General features: G+C 69.7%; 14 protein-coding genes. 5 read left to right on the forward strand and 9 right to left on the reverse strand.

Going from position 1 to position 17,300, the window contains the following annotated elements; genetic code table 11:
* Positions 1–207: 207 nt before the first annotated feature.
* Positions 208–939: a GNAT family N-acetyltransferase gene (locus tag AC1DP3_RS00755; protein ID WP_477290288.1), complete on the reverse strand. Its 732-nt coding sequence runs from the start codon at positions 937–939 to the stop codon at positions 208–210.
* A 133-nt stretch (positions 940–1,072) separates the two neighbouring features.
* On the opposite strand from AC1DP3_RS00755, the gene AC1DP3_RS00760 reads away from it, so the two are divergent.
* Together AC1DP3_RS00760 and AC1DP3_RS00765 are read left to right on the forward strand one after the other, a co-directional pair.
* Positions 1,073–2,473, forward strand: a complete 1,401-nt coding sequence (locus AC1DP3_RS00760; RefSeq protein ID WP_477290718.1) for an MFS transporter — start codon at positions 1,073–1,075, stop codon at positions 2,471–2,473.
* 53 nt (positions 2,474–2,526) lie between these two features.
* Positions 2,527–4,146, forward strand: a complete 1,620-nt coding sequence (locus tag AC1DP3_RS00765; protein WP_477290290.1) for a peptide MFS transporter — start codon at positions 2,527–2,529, stop codon at positions 4,144–4,146.
* Positions 4,147–4,228: 82 nt separating this feature from the next.
* Here AC1DP3_RS00765 and AC1DP3_RS00770 read toward each other — a convergent pair whose 3' ends face one another.
* The gene (locus AC1DP3_RS00770; protein ID WP_477290292.1) at positions 4,229–5,653 is read right to left on the reverse strand and encodes an HNH endonuclease signature motif containing protein; all 1,425 of its coding nucleotides are present in this window, start codon (positions 5,651–5,653) and stop codon (positions 4,229–4,231) included.
* Positions 5,654–5,799: 146 nt separating this feature from the next.
* On the opposite strand from AC1DP3_RS00770, the gene AC1DP3_RS00775 reads away from it, so the two are divergent.
* Complete coding sequence (locus tag AC1DP3_RS00775) at positions 5,800–6,222, forward strand: DUF222 domain-containing protein (RefSeq protein ID WP_477290294.1); 423 nt, start codon at positions 5,800–5,802, stop codon at positions 6,220–6,222.
* On the opposite strand, the gene AC1DP3_RS00780 is transcribed toward AC1DP3_RS00775, so the two are convergent.
* The 5 genes from AC1DP3_RS00780 to AC1DP3_RS00800 are packed head-to-tail and all read right to left on the reverse strand — an operon-like array spanning position 6,211 to position 12,277.
* A complete protein-coding gene (locus AC1DP3_RS00780) occupies positions 6,211–8,931 on the reverse strand; it encodes a family 78 glycoside hydrolase catalytic domain (protein WP_477290296.1) in 2,721 nt (906 codons plus the stop codon). The genes AC1DP3_RS00775 and AC1DP3_RS00780 overlap by 12 nt on opposite strands.
* Positions 8,931–9,785, reverse strand: coding sequence for a fumarylacetoacetate hydrolase family protein (locus AC1DP3_RS00785; protein WP_477290298.1), 855 nt, complete (start codon positions 9,783–9,785; stop codon positions 8,931–8,933). The genes AC1DP3_RS00780 and AC1DP3_RS00785 overlap by 1 nt, the downstream gene beginning before the upstream one ends.
* Complete coding sequence (locus AC1DP3_RS00790) at positions 9,782–10,657, reverse strand: fumarylacetoacetate hydrolase family protein (protein WP_477290300.1); 876 nt, start codon at positions 10,655–10,657, stop codon at positions 9,782–9,784. Before AC1DP3_RS00790 ends, AC1DP3_RS00785 begins: the two co-directional genes overlap by 4 nt.
* A 31-nt stretch (positions 10,658–10,688) precedes the next feature.
* Complete coding sequence (locus AC1DP3_RS00795) at positions 10,689–11,468, reverse strand: SDR family NAD(P)-dependent oxidoreductase (protein WP_477290302.1); 780 nt, start codon at positions 11,466–11,468, stop codon at positions 10,689–10,691.
* A 26-nt stretch (positions 11,469–11,494) separates the two neighbouring features.
* Entirely contained in the window at positions 11,495–12,277 is a 783-nt protein-coding gene (locus AC1DP3_RS00800; protein WP_477290304.1) for an SDR family NAD(P)-dependent oxidoreductase, read from the reverse strand.
* Positions 12,278–12,369: 92 nt separating this feature from the next.
* Between AC1DP3_RS00800 and AC1DP3_RS00805 the strand changes: the two genes are divergently transcribed.
* Entirely contained in the window at positions 12,370–12,927 is a 558-nt protein-coding gene (locus tag AC1DP3_RS00805) for a carboxymuconolactone decarboxylase family protein (protein ID WP_477290306.1), read from the forward strand.
* A 40-nt stretch (positions 12,928–12,967) separates the two neighbouring features.
* Positions 12,968–13,774, forward strand: coding sequence for an IclR family transcriptional regulator (locus AC1DP3_RS00810; protein WP_477290308.1), 807 nt, complete (start codon positions 12,968–12,970; stop codon positions 13,772–13,774).
* Between the two features lie 373 nt (positions 13,775–14,147).
* Here the strand turns inward: AC1DP3_RS00810 and AC1DP3_RS00815 are convergent, their stop codons facing one another.
* Both AC1DP3_RS00815 and AC1DP3_RS00820 read right to left on the reverse strand, forming a co-directional pair.
* A complete protein-coding gene (locus tag AC1DP3_RS00815) occupies positions 14,148–15,038 on the reverse strand; it encodes an alpha/beta hydrolase fold domain-containing protein (protein WP_477290310.1) in 891 nt (296 codons plus the stop codon).
* On the reverse strand, positions 15,035–17,287 hold the full coding sequence (locus AC1DP3_RS00820; RefSeq protein ID WP_477290312.1) for a family 78 glycoside hydrolase catalytic domain: 2,253 nt from the start codon (positions 17,285–17,287) through the stop codon (positions 15,035–15,037). The genes AC1DP3_RS00815 and AC1DP3_RS00820 overlap by 4 nt, the downstream gene beginning before the upstream one ends.
* Positions 17,288–17,300: the final 13 nt, after the last annotated feature.

Consider the following 17,300-nt stretch of genomic DNA (forward strand, 5'->3'; position numbering starts at 1 on the left):
CGCTCGTCGGAGATTTCGGCAGGATTCGGCCGAACTTCCGGCAATTCTCCGACGTTCGGGCACCCGGACGGCGACGAGCGGGCCGCGGTGCGGCCGGCGCGGTCAGGGCCGGCGGTCTGGGCCGGCGCGGCCAGGGCCGGCGCGGTCAGGGCCGGCCGGCCGTGTTCAGGGCCGGTCTGGGCCCGGCGCGGTCAGGGCCGGCCGTGTTCAGGGCCGGTCTGGCTGGACGAAGAGGTATCCCCGCGCATCGTCGAACCCGCCCACGGCGAGCCCTGAGTCCAGGTGCCCCGAGAACTCGTCGCGGACGCGACGGCGCCAGGCCGCGGCATCCGTCGGCGACTCTCGGCGAAGTGCCTCGATGTCATGCGGCACCTCGACCGAAGCGACCACCTGATCGTCGGGCGGCGTCGGCACCGGCGGCGCGGCGAGAGCCCACGTGACCATGACCCGGTCGGTCTCGTCGCCCCGGTTCACGCCGTCGTCCATGGGACCGTACTGGTTGACGAGGTACTCGGTCACCCTCGCGCCCAGAGTGCGCAGATTGAAGTGCGCGTTGCGCGCCACGAGCGGGTCGAAGGTCCAGGTGATGTGCCCGACATCGCGCGCGAACGCCCACGAACGCTGGTGCTGCTTGAGCACGCGGCCGAGCCCGAGGCTCTGGTACTCGGCGAGCACACCCGTGATGTGCGAATGCATCGAACGCGCCGCCGGTGCGGCGAAGAACGCGACGGAGGCCCCGATCAGGCGATCGCCGTCGTACAGGCCCACGGCGTAGTTGCCGGAGTGCGCGAGCGCGCGCAGCAGGTTGGGTGGCATCCCCGCCTTGTCGCCGCCCCACACCTCAGCGAGCACGTCGGCCGCCGCGAAGACCTCCTCGATGGTCTGCAGCGAGCGGATCTCGATCCCCGGTGGCGTGACCGGTGCGGCGGGGTCGTTCATGCGCCCACGATACGCCCGGCCATCAGCCCGCGAGAGCCGGGGGTGCCGGCATCCGGAGCCCGCTCTATCGACCCGCCGATAGCCTGGAGGGATGGCATCGAAGGATGAGGACGCTCGCAGAAGACTCACCCGGATGCCGCGGCAAGGCGCGATCATCGCGGTTCTGGCCGCCGCGGGACTCGCGTCCTCGTTCATGTTCACGCTCGTCGTGCCGATCCAGGCGAAGCTGCCCGAACTGCTCGACGCGAGCCGCGAGGACACCGCCTGGGTGGTCACCTCGACGCTGCTCGCCGCTGCGATCATCACCCCGATCTCGGGCCGGCTCGGCGACATGTACGGCAAGCGCCGGATCGTGCTGGTGCTGCTTGCGGTCATGGTCGCGGGCTCGGTCATCGCGGCGCTGTCCCCCGGGATCGTCGGCGTCGTCGTCGGGCGCACGCTGCAGGGGGCCATGGTCGGCGTCGTCCCGCTGGGGATCTCGATCCTGCGGGACGTGCTGCACGAGAACCGGGTCGACACGGCGATCGCCCTCATCAGCGCGACCCTCGGCGTCGGCGGCGCGCTCGGCCTGCCGATCAGCGCGTTCATCACCGAGCGCAGCGACTGGCATGCGCTGTTCTGGGTGTCGGCCGCGCTCGGGGTGGTCGTCTTCGCGCTGGTGCTCTGGATCGTGCCGGTGAGCGTGCTGCGCACCGCCGGTCGGTTCGACTACGTCGGCGCAGCCGGGCTCAGCGTCGGCCTGTTCGGCATCCTGCTCGCGGTCTCTCGCGGCAACGTCTGGGGCTGGACGTCGACGCCCGTCCTGCTGTTCGGGCTCGGCGGGCTCGTCGTGCTTCTGCTGTGGGGATGGTTCGAGCTGCGGATCGCCGAGCCGCTGCTCGACCTGCGGGTCGCAGCCCGGCGTCCGGTGCTGCTCACCAACCTCGCGTCGGTCGCGATGGGCTTCTCGCTGTTCGCGTCCAACGTCGCGTATCCGCAGATGCTCGAACTCCCGGTGGCGGCGGGCGGATTCGGGCTGTCGCTGCTGGCGGCGAGCTTCGTGGTCATGCCCGCGGGCATCGTGATGATGGTGCTCTCGCCCTTCTCCGGACGCCTCGCCCGGACGGTGGGGCCGAAGCTGCTTCTGGTCCTCGGCGCGGTCTCGCTCATCGCCGCGTACGGGTTCACGCTGCTGTTCTCCGCGGAGGTGTGGCAGCTGGTCCTCGCGAACTTCCTCATCGGCGCCGGTATCGGCTTCGGCTATGCGGCGATGCCGATGCTCATCATGCGGTCGGTCCCGCAGTCGGAGACGGGCGCCTCCAACGGACTCAACGCCCTGTTCCGCTCGCTCGGCACGAGCGTCGCGGCCGCGGTGATCGGCGCCGTGCTGGCATCCTTCGTGGTCGACGTCGGAGGGACGCCGATGCCGACGCCCGCCGCATTCCAGCTGTCCTTCGTGCTCGGGGGGATCGCGGCGGTCGTGGCCCTCGTGATGGCGCTGTTCATCCCGCGGCGGCATGCCGCGCAGGAGAAGCACCCTTCACTGCGGGAATGACGGAGCGCGTCGCGGCCTGTTGACGCGGCATCCGGTGCCAGTACCCTGACCCCATGAGCGGCGCATCGAGTGGGCCAGACGGCGGGTCGGACGAGGTTCCGGAGCAGGTGTCTGTCGGGCCGCCGGACGGGGCGACGGCTGCTCAGGCGGGCAGCGGCACCCGGGCGGGCGCGAGGGCGGCGGCGACAGCTGCGGCGGAGAGCGGAACCGATGCCGCGGCCACGACCGGCGCCGGCAGCGACGACACCCGCTTCCTGGGGCAGCCGCGCGCTCTCGCGAACATCTTCGGCGTGGAGATGTGGGAGCGGTTCAGCTTCTACGGCATGCAGGGCATCCTGCTCATCTACATGTATTACTCGGTCGCCGAGGGCGGCCTCGGCATCGACCAGGGGATCGCGACCGGCATCGTCGGCGCCTACGGCGGCACGGTCTACCTCTGCACGATCCTGGGGGCCTGGCTCGCCGACCGGCTCTTCGGGTCGGAGCGCGTGCTCTTCTACAGCGCGATCGTCATCATGGCCGGCCACATCGCGCTGGCCGTGCTGCCCAGCCTCTGGGGACTCGGCGTCGGGCTCGTCCTCGTCGCGATCGGCTCGGGAGGCCTGAAGGCCAACGCCACGGCGCTCGTCGGCACGCTCTACCGGGCGGGCGACACCCGACGCGACGCCGGATTCTCGATCTTCTACCTCGGCATCAACCTGGGCGCATTCCTCGGACCCCTGGTGACCGGCTTCTTGCAGAAGCAGTACGGATTCCACTGGGGCTTCGGCATCGCCGCCGTGGGCATGGGCATCGGCCTCATCCAGTATTCGATCGGGCGCAAGAACCTTCCGGCCTCGGCGGGCGTCGTCGCCAACCCGCTCCCCCGGAGCCGGTACGGCGCGGTGGTGGGCATCGGCCTCGCCGGAGTCGCCGCGATCGTCGTGCTCGTGCTGCTCGGCGTCATCAACGCCGCGAATCTCGCCGGCGTCGTCATCATCGCGACGCTGGCCGCGGCCATCGCGTACTTCTTCGTGATCGTCTCGTCGCGCGAGATCACCTCGGACGACCGGTCCCGCGTGTTCGGCTTCCTGCCGCTGTTCATCGTCAATGTCGGCTTCTGGTCGCTCTACCAGCAGCAGTTCACCGTGCTGACGATCTACTCCGACCAGCGCCTCGACCGCTCGCTCGGCGGCTGGGAGATGCCCGTCTCGTGGATCAACTCGATCAACCCCGTGTTCGTCATCATCCTCTCGGGCGTCTTCGCCGCCATCTGGACGAAGCTCGGACCCCGGCAGCCCTCGGCACCGGTGAAGTTCTCGCTCGGCGCGATCATCATGGGCGTCGCGTTCCTGCTGTTCCTCCCCTGGGCCAACGGCGCTCCGAACTCCACGCCCCTTCTCGCGATCGTGATGATCCTCTTCGTCTTCACGATCGCCGAGATGTTCATCTCTCCCCCTGGGCTGTCGGTCACGACCAAGCTCGCCCCGCAGCGCTTCCACACCCAGATGGTGTCGCTGTACTTCCTGTCGGTGGCGCTCGGCACTTCGATCGCCGGCTGGCTCGCGCAGTTCTACGACCCGACGAACGAGGTGCCGTACTTCACGATCCTCGGCTTCATCGCGATCGGCCTCGGCATCGCGCTGCTGTTCGCGGTGAAGCCGGTGCTCGCGCTCATGAAGGGCGTGCGCTGATCCGCAGGATGACGGCGACGCGCGCTTGATGGAGCGCCGAGGATGTGGCTGCGGGCGCGCATCCCGCTCTGCGCGTCGCGATTCACGTCCGCCGCGCAATGGCGTCGCTCCTCCTCGTCGGCGACTTCGTCGCGGGACGCCACTTCATCCGGGCGTCCCACCAGGATGGGCCGCGAACGTGCGGAACGCCGCCGATCATCCGGATCTGCCAGCCGCCGACGTCGATGGTCCGATGATGGAACCAGCAGAGCAGCACGCCGTTGTCGGTATGGGTGGGACCGCCCCGGGAATGCTCCTCGACATGATGGATCTCGCACCACTGCGGAGGAACGTCGCAGCCGGGGATGAGGCATCCGCCGTCACGCAGAGTGATGGCGCGGCGCTGATGGTGGTTGAAGATGCGGTCGAGGGTTTCGATCGACATGATCCGGCCGCTCGCGCGGGTCACGACCCGCTGGACCGCGCCGGTGCAGGCGATGTGCCGGGCAGCAGCAAGTGAGATCGGCTCATCATCGCCAGGAAGATGTGCGAATCCGCGGCCGGCCTGAAGGTCTTCCTCACGCACCGAGACGACCAGCGTGGGTGCCGCTCCGCCGAGGGTCGGCAATGAGCCGGAAGCCGCAGCAACCGTGAGCAGCACCGCCAGGGCGTCGTGTCGCTTCTGCGTGTGCGTCCGCAGATCCGCCGCACTGCTGACAGGTTCGAAAGGATCGCCCGGCTCGGTGTCGACGAAGCACGGCCCCGGGGCGGCGTCGACCTTCGGGTTGAGCACGCTGTCGAACCCCAGTTGCAGCTGTGCCGCGACCTCGGGAAGCAGGTTGCCTCGCACGGGCACCAGCCCGTCGTCGCCGCGCCGCCCCATCGTGAAGCCGCGCCTGCGGAGGGCGCGGGCCTCGGAAGGTTCCGATCCGTCTTGGTCCAGGTACGCCGCCCACACGAGGGCATACGTACGAAGTTCGTCCGCCGAAGCCGGCGGCGCGCTGTGCGCGCCCTCGCCGCGCGCCGCCGCGGCCAGCTCATCGTCGGCCGGGAGGAGCCCGGCGGCGCCGGCCAGGCACCCGCGGAACGCGCCGACGACGCCGGCCACCCCGTCCACGCCGACATCACACGCACGGAGCGCTTCGCGCATCTGCGGGAATTCGGCCGGCAGCAACTCGCCCGTGGACAAGGCGACGTGTCGCCCCACCGCCTTCGCTGTCGCAATCACATCCGCGGCGGCACGACCTGAGATGCGAGTCGCTCGCTGGAGGAGTTCGCTGACGTTGCGGCATCCATGCAGCGTCGTGAGGCGATCGGGGTGAGCTCGCTGATCGTCGCGTTCGAGCACATGAGCGGCCGCTTCGCTCATCACCGCACCGGCTGCACGCTGGAGCCGTCCCGCGGCAGCCAACGCCTCCATCACCTCGTCATCGCCGCGGGCCCGAAGACCATCGTCGGCGAACGCCTCCGCGACGAGCTCTGCCAGGTCGTCGGCGACCCTTTCAAGAGCTGTCGTGATGCTGTTCATACCTCCATCCTGGTGAGGGCCACCGACATTCAAAGGCCAGATCAGCAGCCCAAATCGGCGTCTGTGGAAAGCCCGTGATGAGCGCACCTGGGGAGGAGAGGACGCCGGTCGAAGAGCGTGTCGGACCTCCCTCGTACGGTGCCGCCATGACGAAACAAGAACCCATGGTCGAGGGCGAGCCGGTGCGGCTGATCCTTGAAGCACTCCTGCCCCTGCTGGAGACCAGCGTGACCAAAGACGGTATGACCCGCGTGGCGGGCCCGCTGGTCGGCGACTCGGGAGCCGCTTTGGTGCATGCACTGGGGAGCATCACCGCTGAGCTGCATGCCGCGGACATGCGGAGCTTCCTCCCCGGCGGCAGGCGCAACCGTCGAACCGAGGAGGAGCGGCGCGCTGACGCCCTGTTCGTTCTCGTCCAACGGCTCAGCGGAGCGCTCGGCGACGACAGCCCGATCATTCCCGGTCTGGACCCTTACTCGAGGCCCGGAGCTCTCGGCGACGACAGCCTGATCATTCCCGGTCTGGACCCTTACTCGAGGCCCGGAGCGCTCGACCGGTCACGCCGATGAACGCGCCGCGCGCCTCCCCGCCCCGAGGGCCACCTCGCGCTCGTTGCGTCCGGGCGCCAGTACGACCGACCCTCCCGGCCACGCGAGCTCCGCGGTGACTCCGAACGGGACATCCACGACCACGGATGCCGCATCCCCTGCGCGGCGCCACTCGACGGCCAGGTCGCCGTATGGGGTGCCGACCTGGGACTTCACGTGGTCGACGCCCGCGTCGAAGTCGGGCTCGATCACCGCGGCGCGGAATCCGGGAGAAGTCGAGCGGATGCCGGCGACCCGTCGGTAGAGCCAGTCGTCGACGCTCCCGGGCGCGTAGTGGTTGAACGACATGGCTCGGATCTCCCCGTCGGGCGAGATGGTGTCCCACGCTTCCCAGATGGTGGTCGCGCCACGATCCACCTCGTACAGCCATGACGGCATCTCGGACTGCCAGAGCAGCGCGCGGGCGACGTCCGGGTAGCCGTGGTCGCACAGCACGTCGAGCAGATAGGGGGTCGAGAGGAACCCGGTGTCGAGGCGGTCACCCCGCGCGCGGATGAGCTCGACGAGCCGGGAGGCGGTCCTGTCACGAAGCGCCGCGGGCACCATATCGAACGCGAGCGCGAGGACGTACAGGCCCTGCAGCCGCACCGGCAGGTCGCCGTGCTCATCGACGTACTCCGAGGCGAAGGCCGCACGCACCGCCCTGGCACGGTCGGTGAGAGCTGCGGCATCCCGGTCTCTTCCCAGAACCTCGGCCGAGCGCGACGCGAGCGTGAGGGTGTGCGCCTGGAACATCGGCGCCAGGTACTCGCTCGTCAGCGCCGGCGCGACTGCCAGCGCCTCGTGGATCGGCCGGCCCTCCATCGTGGACGGAGTGAGCCAGTCGCCGAAGTGCTCGCCGGTGTTGAAGAGGAGCGCCTGCGCCGCTCGGCGCTCGGGGGGCAGATCGCCGACCTCGGGAGGCAGCTCCGCTGTCGCCGCCGCACGCTGGTACTCGATCCAGCGCAGCATCGCGTCGTAGTTCTCCTCGAGCACGCGGCGGTCTCCGGTGCGCTCGTAGAGGGCCCACGGCACGATGGCGATCGCGTCGCTCCAGCCTGCGGCCGCGACGATCGACCCGATGCCCCGGGCTGTTGCCGCGGCTTCGGCGTCGAACGGCGAGCGCGGGGAGAAGATCGGGATGCGCCCGTCAGGCAGCTGATCGGCCCGGAGGTTGTCGAGCCAGCGGGAGAGGAACGGAACGACCTGGGCGTTGTTCGTCGCGGCGCCTGCGAAGGCCTGGAGGTCGCCGGTCCAGCCTGCGCGCTCGCGCTGAGGGCAGTCGGTGGGGATCGAGAGGAAGTTGCCGCGCTGGCTCCACACGACGTTTTCGTGCAGGCGGTTGAGGCGAGCATCGGATGAGTGGAAAGACCCGGTCTGCTCGAGGTCGCTCGCGATCACCACGGCGACGATGTCATCGGCGCGGAAACCGCCCGAGAGCCCGCTGATCCGGGCGTACCGGAAGCCGTGGAAGGTGAACTCCGGCTCCCACTCGTCGTCGCCGCCCGCGGAGATGAAGAGGTCGGTCTGCTCCTTGTTGATGCCCACGATGTTCGCGAACCACGAGCCGTCCGCCGCGAGCGTCTCGGTGTGCTCGATGACGATCCGCTGGCCGACCGCCGTGTCGCGGACACGGAGGCGCACGCGGCCGACGAGCACCTGGCCGAAGTCGACGATCACGCCCTCGGCGGTCTCGACGACAGATACCGCGGGCAGTTCGAGCACGCGGCGAATCGGCTCCCCGGTGAAGGGTCGCAGCACAGCGTGATCGCGGCCCACCTCGGCGACCGGCATCCAGTCACCGTCGTCGAAGCCGGGCCGGTCCCAGCCGGCACGGGCGGCGCGTCGGTCGAACTGCTCACCCACGAAGAGGTCGGCATACGTCCACGGGCCGGTCGCACTGCGGACTCCGGTTCCGGATGCCACGACCTGGGTCGCCCCGTCGGCATAGTCGAGCTGCAGCTGCCAGATCGCCGACGTGCGGGTGCCGAACTGCGCGCTCGACCCGGTGAGTCCGAGGCGGCCCGCCCACCAGCCGTCGGCGAGCGCGACGCCCAGCACGTTCTCGCCCTCGGCGAGGAGCGCCGTGATGTCGTAGCACTGCACCGAGATGCGGTGCTCGTAGGCGTCCGAGCCGGGCGCGAGCACCTGGTCGTCGGCGCGCTCGCCGTTGACGAACGCCGAGTACGACCCTCGAGCCGTCGCGTACAGCCGAGCGCGGACGAGCCCCTCCCCCACCGCGAACGACTGCCGCAGCAGCTGCGGGGGCCGCAGCCGCTCCTCGGGCGGGGTCTCGGGACCGAGGCCGCGGATCCAGTCGACGATGCTCCAGCGTTCGACGACGGCGTCCTGCTGGTCGGGCTCGACCCACGCGGCAACCCAGTCCGCGGCATCCATCAGTGCCGTCTCGAAGGTCGACCCAGCCCAGAGCGACCACTCGCCGGCGCTGCGGCTGCGGACATGCCAGGTGTAGTGCGTGTTCGAGGTGAGCGGCTCGCCCCCGTACTCGAGGAGGGACGTCTCGCGGCTCTCGACGGGCCCGCTCGCCCAGACGAGGCGACCGCCCGTGCGCACCTCGAGTTCGTAGGCGTCCTGCGCGTGGTCGACGAGCCACGAGAACCGGGGCACGCGCACGCCGATGCCGATCGGCTCGCGCAGGTACTCGACCCGCAGACCGCGAGCGCCGCTCATCACACGCCCGCGGTGAACCGGGTGGTCAGCGTGCCGATGCCCTCGATCTCGCTCACGAGCACGTCGTCCGGGCCGATGAACCGCTGCGGCGTGCGGCGGTTGCCGATGCCCGAGGGCGTGCCGGAGAAGATGATGTCTCCTGGCAGCAGCGGGCACACCGCCGACAGCCGCACGAGCAGCTCGGGGACGTCGTAGAGCATCATCGACGTGCGGGAGGACTGCATCCCCTCGCCCGACAGGGCGCATGAGATCGCGAGGTCGTCGCGGTCGGCGAACTCGTCGGGCGTCACGAGCCACGGGCCGGTCGGGCCGAACCCGGGGAACGACTTGCCGAGGCTGAACTGCGGGGCCGAGCCCTGCAGCTGCGTGATCCGCTCCGAGAGGTCCTGCCCGATGGTGAGGCCGGCGACGTGGTCCCACGCCGTCTCGCGGGTGGCCTTGTGCGCCTCCCGCCCGATGACGACGACGAGCTCGACCTCCCAGTCGACGTGCCCCTCGGGCAGGGCGACGACCGCGTCGGGTCCGACGATCGACGACGGGAACTTCGTGAACGTCACGGGCATCGAGTCGGGCGGATACCCGGCCTCGGCCGCGTGCTCGGCATAGTTCAGGCCGATCGCGAACACCTGGCGCGGGCACGGGACCGGGGCGCCGAGGTCGGCGACGTCGAAGGGAACGGATGCTTCGGGGGAAGCATCCGGAACCGTCGACGCCCAGTCCGCGAACGCAGTCCAGTCGTCGAACAGCGACTGCGGATCGGGGCCGAAGCGTCCGCCCGAAGCGGTGGCGACGTCGATCGCGCCGTTGTCGCCGAGCACCAAGACCGCTCGGCCGGCGACGTTGCCGATCCTCACCAGTCGACCCGCTGGGGCGCGGGCTCGCCGTAGCGCTCTTCCCAGCTGATGACGCGGTTGCGCAGGATGCCGAGACCCTGGATCTCGGCTTCGACGACGTCGCCGGGCTTCAGGTAGAAGTCGAACGGGTTCTCCTGGATCGCCGCGACCCCGCGGATGGTGCCGGTGCTGATGAGGTCGCCCGCGCTGAAGGTCTGCGGCGAGTGGTACGAGATGAGGTGCGGCAGCGTGACGACCATCTCGTTGGTGTTGCCCTTCTGACGGACATCTCCGTTGACGCGAAGCTCCATCGCGAGGTTCTGGTAGTCCGGCACCTCGTCGATCGTCACGATGTAAGGGCCGATCGGGCAGAACGTGTCGATCGCCTTCGAGAACGAGAAGACGCCCGACTCCATCTCCTTGCGCTGGATGTCGCGCGCGCTGATGTCGTTGAAGATCGTGAACCCGGCGATGTGCTCGACCGCGTCCTCGGGGCTGAAGAACTTGCCCGGCTTGCCGATGACGGCGAGCATCTCGAGCTCGTAGTCCATCTCGCGGGTCAGGTGGTCGGGGTAGACGATCTCGTCGTCCGGGCCGATGATCGCGTCGACGTTCTGGAAGAACACGATCCCCTTGTGCACGGGGTGCGACCAATTGACCTTCTCGAGCTCTTCGTGGTGGGCCGCGAAGTTGCCGGCGGTGTGGAAGAACTTCTTGGGCACGATGGGAGCGCGCAGGCGCACGTCGCTGTAGGCGAGGCGCTCGCCGGTCTCGGCGACCTTGCCCTCGAGTTCGAAGTACGTGCGGGTCGAGGGCACGTCGAGTTCGATGACGAGGTTCTCCTCGAGTTCGAGCCGGCCGACGCGACCGTCGTCGAAGGTGATGAGCTTCATATCTTCTGTCTCCTAGATGTCGGGCAGGCGCTCAGGCGCCGACCATGTTGAAGCCGCCGTCGGCGAGCATGTAGCCGCCGGTCAGGTGCGCCGCCTCGTCGGTCGCGAGCCACAGGCACGCGCCTGCCACGAATTCGGGCGGCGGGATGACGCCCATCGGCGTCTGCGAGAGCAGCACCTCGCGGCGGCCGCTCTTCCAGTCCTCACGGTTCAGGAGCCGCTCGGTCTCCATGAAGCCGGGTGCGAACGTGTTCACGCGCACGGCGGGGGCGAACGCCTTGGCGTAGGACTTGGTGATGCCGAGGATCGCGTACTTGGCGGCCGCGTACTGCGGCGCACGAGCGGAGCCGCGCACGATGACGGTCGAGCCCACCTGCACGATGCTGCCGTGGCCCTGCGCCAGCATCCGCTCGCCGAACTCGTGGGTCATGAGCAGCGTGCCCTTGACGTCGATGTCGATGACCGCGTCGAGCGCCTCCTGCGTGAGCTCGTCCCAGTTCATCTGCTCGCTCGAGACGTCGCCGACGTTGTTGACGAGCACATCGAGCGTGCTGAACGCCGCCCACACTTCATCGGCCATGCGCTTGATCTCAGCCCACGAGCCGATGTCGGCCTGCACCAGGATGCCGTCGCTGCCGGCTTCGCGGATGCGCTCGAGCGTGGCCTCTGCGCCCGCCTTCGACGAGCGGTAGTGCACGGCGACCTTGGCGCCCTCCTGCGCGGCGCGCACGGCGATCTCGGCCCCGAAGCCGGTGCCGGCGCCCGTGACGAGCACGGTCTTGCCCGCGAAGCGGGGGAAGATCTGCGACATGTGTCTCTCCTATCGTCGTTCGAGTCTCAGACCAGAGTCCGGCCACCGTCTATGTACATCACGTGGCCGGTGATGAAGCCGGCGTGGCGTGACGACAGGAACAGCGCGGGACCGGTCAGTTCGTCGGGGGTGCCGAGGCGCCCGGCGGGCACCAGGCTCTCGAGGTCTGCGCGCTTGCCGGGCTTCGCGAGCTCGCCGGCGGTGAGCGGCGTTTCGATGTAGCCGGGAGCCAGGGCGTTCACGGTCACGCCCGAGGAGGCCCATTCGCGTGCCATGACCCGCAGAAGCTGATTGATGCCGCCCTTGGAGGCGGCGTACGGGCCGTGCGAGTGGTGGGCGAGCAGCCCCGAGACGCTCGACAGTGCGAGCACGCGGCCATGCCCCTGGGCGACCATGTGGCGCCCCGCGGACTGGGCGAGACCGAAGAGGGACGAGAGGTTGACCCGCAGGATGTGGTCCCACTCGTCCTCGGTGAATTCGAGGATGGGCCGGCGATCGTTGATGCCGACGGCGTGCAGCAGGACGTCGAGCCCGCCGAGCCGCTCTATGACCTCCGTGACCACGCGGTCGCCCGATCCATGCTCGGTGAGGTCAGCCTGGATGAGCTCGTGCCGTGTGCCGAGAGCAGCCAGTTCATCCCCGATGGCCTCGAGCGCGCGCTGGTCGCGGTCGACGACGGCGACCGAGGCGCCGGCATGGGCGTAGGCGAGGGCGCACGCTCCGCCGATGCCGCCGGCGCCGGCGACGAGCACGCGCGATCCGTCAAGACCGAGCCAGTCGACGCTCGTGCTCAGGGCGGTGTCTGTCATGACGTTTCTCTCGCTCGTTCATTGAATGAAAGTTAGTTTCGTAGGTTGAATGTATGCTGATCTCAGCGATTCGTCAAATGGAGGAGCTATCCATGGCCGCCCGAGTGCATCCGTTCACCCCTGAGGCGCTCACGAGCGCCCAGCGCGACCTGTACGACGCGATCGCCGGCGGCCCACGGGCGCAGGGCCCGCAGCACTTCGCGCTGATACGCGCGGACGGATCGCTGCGCGGACCCTTCAACGCGCTTCTGCTCGCACCCGGGCTCGGCGCCGCCCTTCAAGACGTCGGTGCTGCGATCCGCTACCGCGGGGCGCTCACGGACCGGGCGCGCGAGATCGCGATCCTCCTGGTCGCCACCCGCTGGAACAGCGCGTTCGAGCGTGAGGCGCACGAAGCGGTGGGTGCCGCCGCGGGGCTGACCGACGCCGAGCTCTCGTGCCTGCGCGCCGCCGACGTCACCCCCTTCTCGGGAGACGAAGGCCTCGTGGCACGCGTGACCGGGGCGCTGCTCGACGGCGACCTCGACGACGACCTGTGGGACGAGGCATCCAGCGCGCTCGGCCCCGAGGTGGTCTTCGAGCTCACGGTGCTCGTGGGCTACTACGCGACCCTCGCACTGCAGCTGCGCGTGTTCCGCGTGGAGGGCTGACATTGCACCCGCCCCGCATCCGAAGATACGGTTTCACACAATGAAAACTGACGAGCCGGCCGACGCGGCCGAGAAGACGCCCAGCCGCTACCGGATCGAGGCGCTCGCCAAGGGCCTCGACGTCCTGAGGCTCTTCGACGAGTCGGTGACCTCGCTGAAGCTGCGCGAGATCAGCGATCGGACGGGCATCCCGATGCCCACCGCCTTCCGCGTGGTCGCGACGCTCGAAGAGGGCGGATATCTCGAGCGACTGCCGGATGGCAGCATCCGTCCCGGTGTCGCCGTCCTGCTGCTCGGGTCGGCCGCCCTGCGCGGATCGAGTCTGGTGCAGCTGAGCGAGCAGCCCCTGCGGCACCTCGCGGAGCAGTCGGGCGAGACCGTGAACCTCGGCGTGCTCGTCGGAGACCAGGTGCTCTACCTCGCGCGCCTGCGCAACTCCGATCTCGTGACGGCGAACATCCAGGTCGGCTCGACGCTCCCCGCGGCCTACACCTCGATGGGCAAGCTGCTGCTCGCCTACCTCAGCGACGCCGAGCTGGTGGCGGCGCTCGCGAACCACGATTTCTCGAGGGATGCCGGACCCAACGCCGCCGGATCGCTCGACGCGCTGCGCGAGCGCCTCGCCGTCATCCGGGAGCAGGGCTACTCGCTGCAGGACCAGGAGGTCGCGGCGGGCCTCCGGTCGGTCTCTGTGCCGGTCTTCGGGCGGGATGCTGCGAAGCCGGCCGCCGCGATCAACATCGCCGTCTCGACACAGCGTCACGACCTGGCGTCGCTCCGGGGGCCGATCCTGCAGCGGCTGCGTGCGACGGCCGAGGACATCTCGCGGCTGCTGCGCGCGACCTGATCCGCTGTCGGCCCGTGCCGCGGCGGCCGCCGGGCGGGAGCGGGTGCCCGCGGAAGACGTCAGGGGCGCGGCGTCCCGAGTCGGGGCATCCGGAGTCGCGGCATCCGGATTCGCGGCATCCCAAAGTCGGGCCATCGCACCGAAATCGGAGCGTCGGGCGAGGATGCTCCGAACTTCGCGCGTTCGTCCGAAATTGGTGGCGGCGATAGCCCCGCAGCCCGCCGGTGTGCGGCATCCCGAAGTCGGACAAATGCACGAAAATCGGAGAATTCGACGCGGATGATCCGACATTCCCGCATTCGTCCGAAATTGAGAGTGGCCTCGCCGCGCCTTCCGCACACGACGACGTCGCGTATGCACAGAGCCCCGCTGTCTACCGCGCTGACACGGCGTCCTCGAGGAGTCTCAGGGTGAGCTCCGCCGCCGGATCACCCACCTCGTTGAGGTACCCGTGCATGGCTCCCCGCACGCGTACGATCTGCAGGTCGACGCTGGCGACAGCGAGCTCGCCCGCGAAGGCCTCGCCCGACGCGCGGAGACTGTCGAGCTCGGCGTTGACCATCAGCACCGGGGGAAGCCCGGCGAGATCGTGACCTCCCGCGAACGCGTAGCCGTCCGGGTCGCCGTCGGGGTCGGGCAGGTAGTTGCGGTTGATCGCGGCGCGGTCTGCCTGGGTGAAGATGCGCGAAGGAGGCACGGTCTCCAGCAGTCGCGCCAGCTCGTCGTTCGGCTCCAGGATGCCGTCATGCAGCGAGGGGTAGACCAGAGCGAGCAGGCTGGGCTGCAGAGTCCCCCGGTCGCGCAGCCGCATCGCGGCGCCGGCCGAGAGGTTGGCGCCCGCACTCGCGCCGCCGAGCGCGACTCGCTCGGGGTCGGCGCCATATGTGCCCGCGTTCTGCACCGCCCAGTCGAAGGCGGCCACCGTCTGGAGCCCGGCGACCGGGAACCGCGCGCGTGGACCGGCCGCTTCGGCTTCGGCCCGCATCTGCTCCGGCGACGGGAAATCCGCGTCGGGCTCGGGCGGTTCGAGCCATTCGAGCGCGTCGAGCGGTGCGAGCGTGTAGTCGACACTGATCACCGTGATGCCGGCTGCGCTCAGACGCCGGCCGACCTGATCGGCCTCAGGCATCTCGAGGGTGCCGAACATGAAGGCTCCGCCGTGCAGCCACACCAGGGCCGCTCCGCCCGGCTCGGAGGCCGGATAGACGCGTACGCGGAAGTCGTAGCCGCCGGCTTCCAGCGCGATGTCGTGGGTCTCGCTCATGCCTTCACTCCCTCTGCTGCGGTCCGCCGATGCGTACCTGCACCGATCGTCTCATCAGCCAGTCCAGGGAGCCTCAGAACTGCCTCGGCACCCTCGGGCACGGTCACCTCGACGCGGAGGTCGGCCGCCTCGAGCTCCCAGCGCACGGCGGCGAGTCCGTGCGGCGTCTCGAGGCTCGCCTCGGCCCAGGTCAGCCCGCCGCCGGGCTGAGGGGCGACGAGAATGCGGCGGTAGCCCGCCTCGAGCGGCGCGAGGCCGGCCACCGATCGGTGCATCCAGTCCGCCACGGCACCGAACGCATAGTGATTGAAGGACGTCATCTCGCCGGGGTTGATCGACCCGTCGGGGAGCATCGAGTCCCAGCGCTCCCAGATCGTCGTCGCTCCCATCGTCACCGCGTAGAGCCACGACGGCGCTTCCCGCTGCAGGAGCAGCGCGTAGGCGTCGTCGAGATGTCCGGTCTCGGCGAGCGCATCCGTGACGAACGGGGTCCCCGCGAACCCCGTGCTGATGCGGTGACCCGCTTCACGCACCAGCGCGGCGAGCCGGTCGCCCGCACTCTGCCGGTCGGCCCCTTCGAGCAGTCCGAACGCGATCGCCAGCGCGTAGGCGGTCGCACTGTCGCTCTCGACCAGCCCGTCCCGCACATAGCGCGCCCGGAAGCCGGCGCCGATCAGATCGCGCAGGGCCGCGAACTCCGCCGCGTCATCGTGCTCGCCGAGCACCGTGGCAGCTTCGGTCATCAGCGCCGCCGTGCGGAACGCGCATGCCGTCGCGACGACCTCGGAAGGCGCCTTGGACTTGCCCGGATCGTCGGCGGGGGCATCGGGGTCGAGCCAGTCCCCGAATTGGAAGCCCGTGTCCCACGCACCGTCCGGGGCGAGCACCCGAGCGACGCTGCGCGTGTGCGCGGTCATGAGCGCATACGCATCGCGCAGTGTCTGCTCATGGCCGTAAGCCATCCAGAGCGTCCATGGCACCCAGACGGCGGCATCGCCCCAGACCGCAGTCGCGCCGGGTTCGGGAAATCCGGTGTCGAGGTACTTGAGCGAGTTGGGCACGACGACCGGAACCGTCTGCTGGGGAGTGCCCTGGCGCTCGAGCTCGGCATCCGTCAGCCAGTCCGCGAGGAACGACTCGACGTCGCCCAGGAAGGCGGCCGTCGGTGCGAACACGGCCAGGTCGCCCGTCCAGCCGAGCCGCTCGTCGCGCTGCGGGCAGTCGGTCGGCACGCTCAGGAAGTTGCCCTTCATGCCCCACACCACGTTGGAGTGCAGCTGGTTGAGCAGCGGGTCCGAGCATGCGAACGATCCGATCGGGCGGATGTCGGTCCCCACCACGACCGCGGTGACGGCGTCGGGGTCGAACTCCCCCGGCCAGCCCTCGACCTCTGCATAGCGGAAGCCGTGGAAGGTCAGCGTCGGCTCGAAGACGTCGTCGCCTCCGCTGAGGATGAAGCGGTCGGTCGCCGCGGCGCGGCGCAGCGGCCTGGTGCCGAGCTCCGCGTCTTCGATCACCTCGGCGTGCCGCAGCACGACTTCGGTGCCCGCGGGCCCGGTCACCCGCACCCGGAGGAAGCCGACGAGGTTCTGACCGAAGTCGAGGAGCGTCTTCCCGGACGGCGACGTCCAGACGAGCTCCACGGGACGCTCGCCGAGGCGGCGGACGGGCGGTGATGAGCGCGGGACGAGCCTGGCCCGATCGAACGCCACGGCATGCACGGCATCCCACCCCGCATCATCGAATCCCGGATGCTGCCATGCGTCGTCGCGGAGTCGCGCATCGATCGTCTCGCCGTTGTAGAGGTCGTCGGCCAGCACTTCGCCCGCACTCGCGAGCCACGACTCGTCGGTCACGACGCGCTGGACGTGCCCATCGGCGTACCGGATCTCGAGTTCTGCCCAGCCGGCCCGTTCGTCGCCGTAGACAGCGCGCGCGCCCGTGAATCCGAGGTACCCGCGATACCAGCCGTTGCCGAGGCGAAGCGCGATGACCGTGCGCTCCGCGACCAGCCCCGTGACGTCGTGCTCGATCAGGCGCGTGCGCCACTCATAGCTCGTCCAGCCCGGGGCGAGCAGCTCGTCAGACGAGGGGATGCCGTTCACCCACGACTCGATCACCCCCTGTGCGCTCGTTCGCAGGGTGGCCTGCACGACCGTCCCGTGGCCGGTGTCGAGGGTGAACTCTCGGCGGAGGAGCGGGGCGGCCTCGGTCGGGTTGTCGGGGGCGATCATTGCGGCATCCGTCATGGTGGTCCTCTGA

The sequence above is a fragment of the Microbacterium sp. P5_B6 genome (assembly GCF_056400345.1).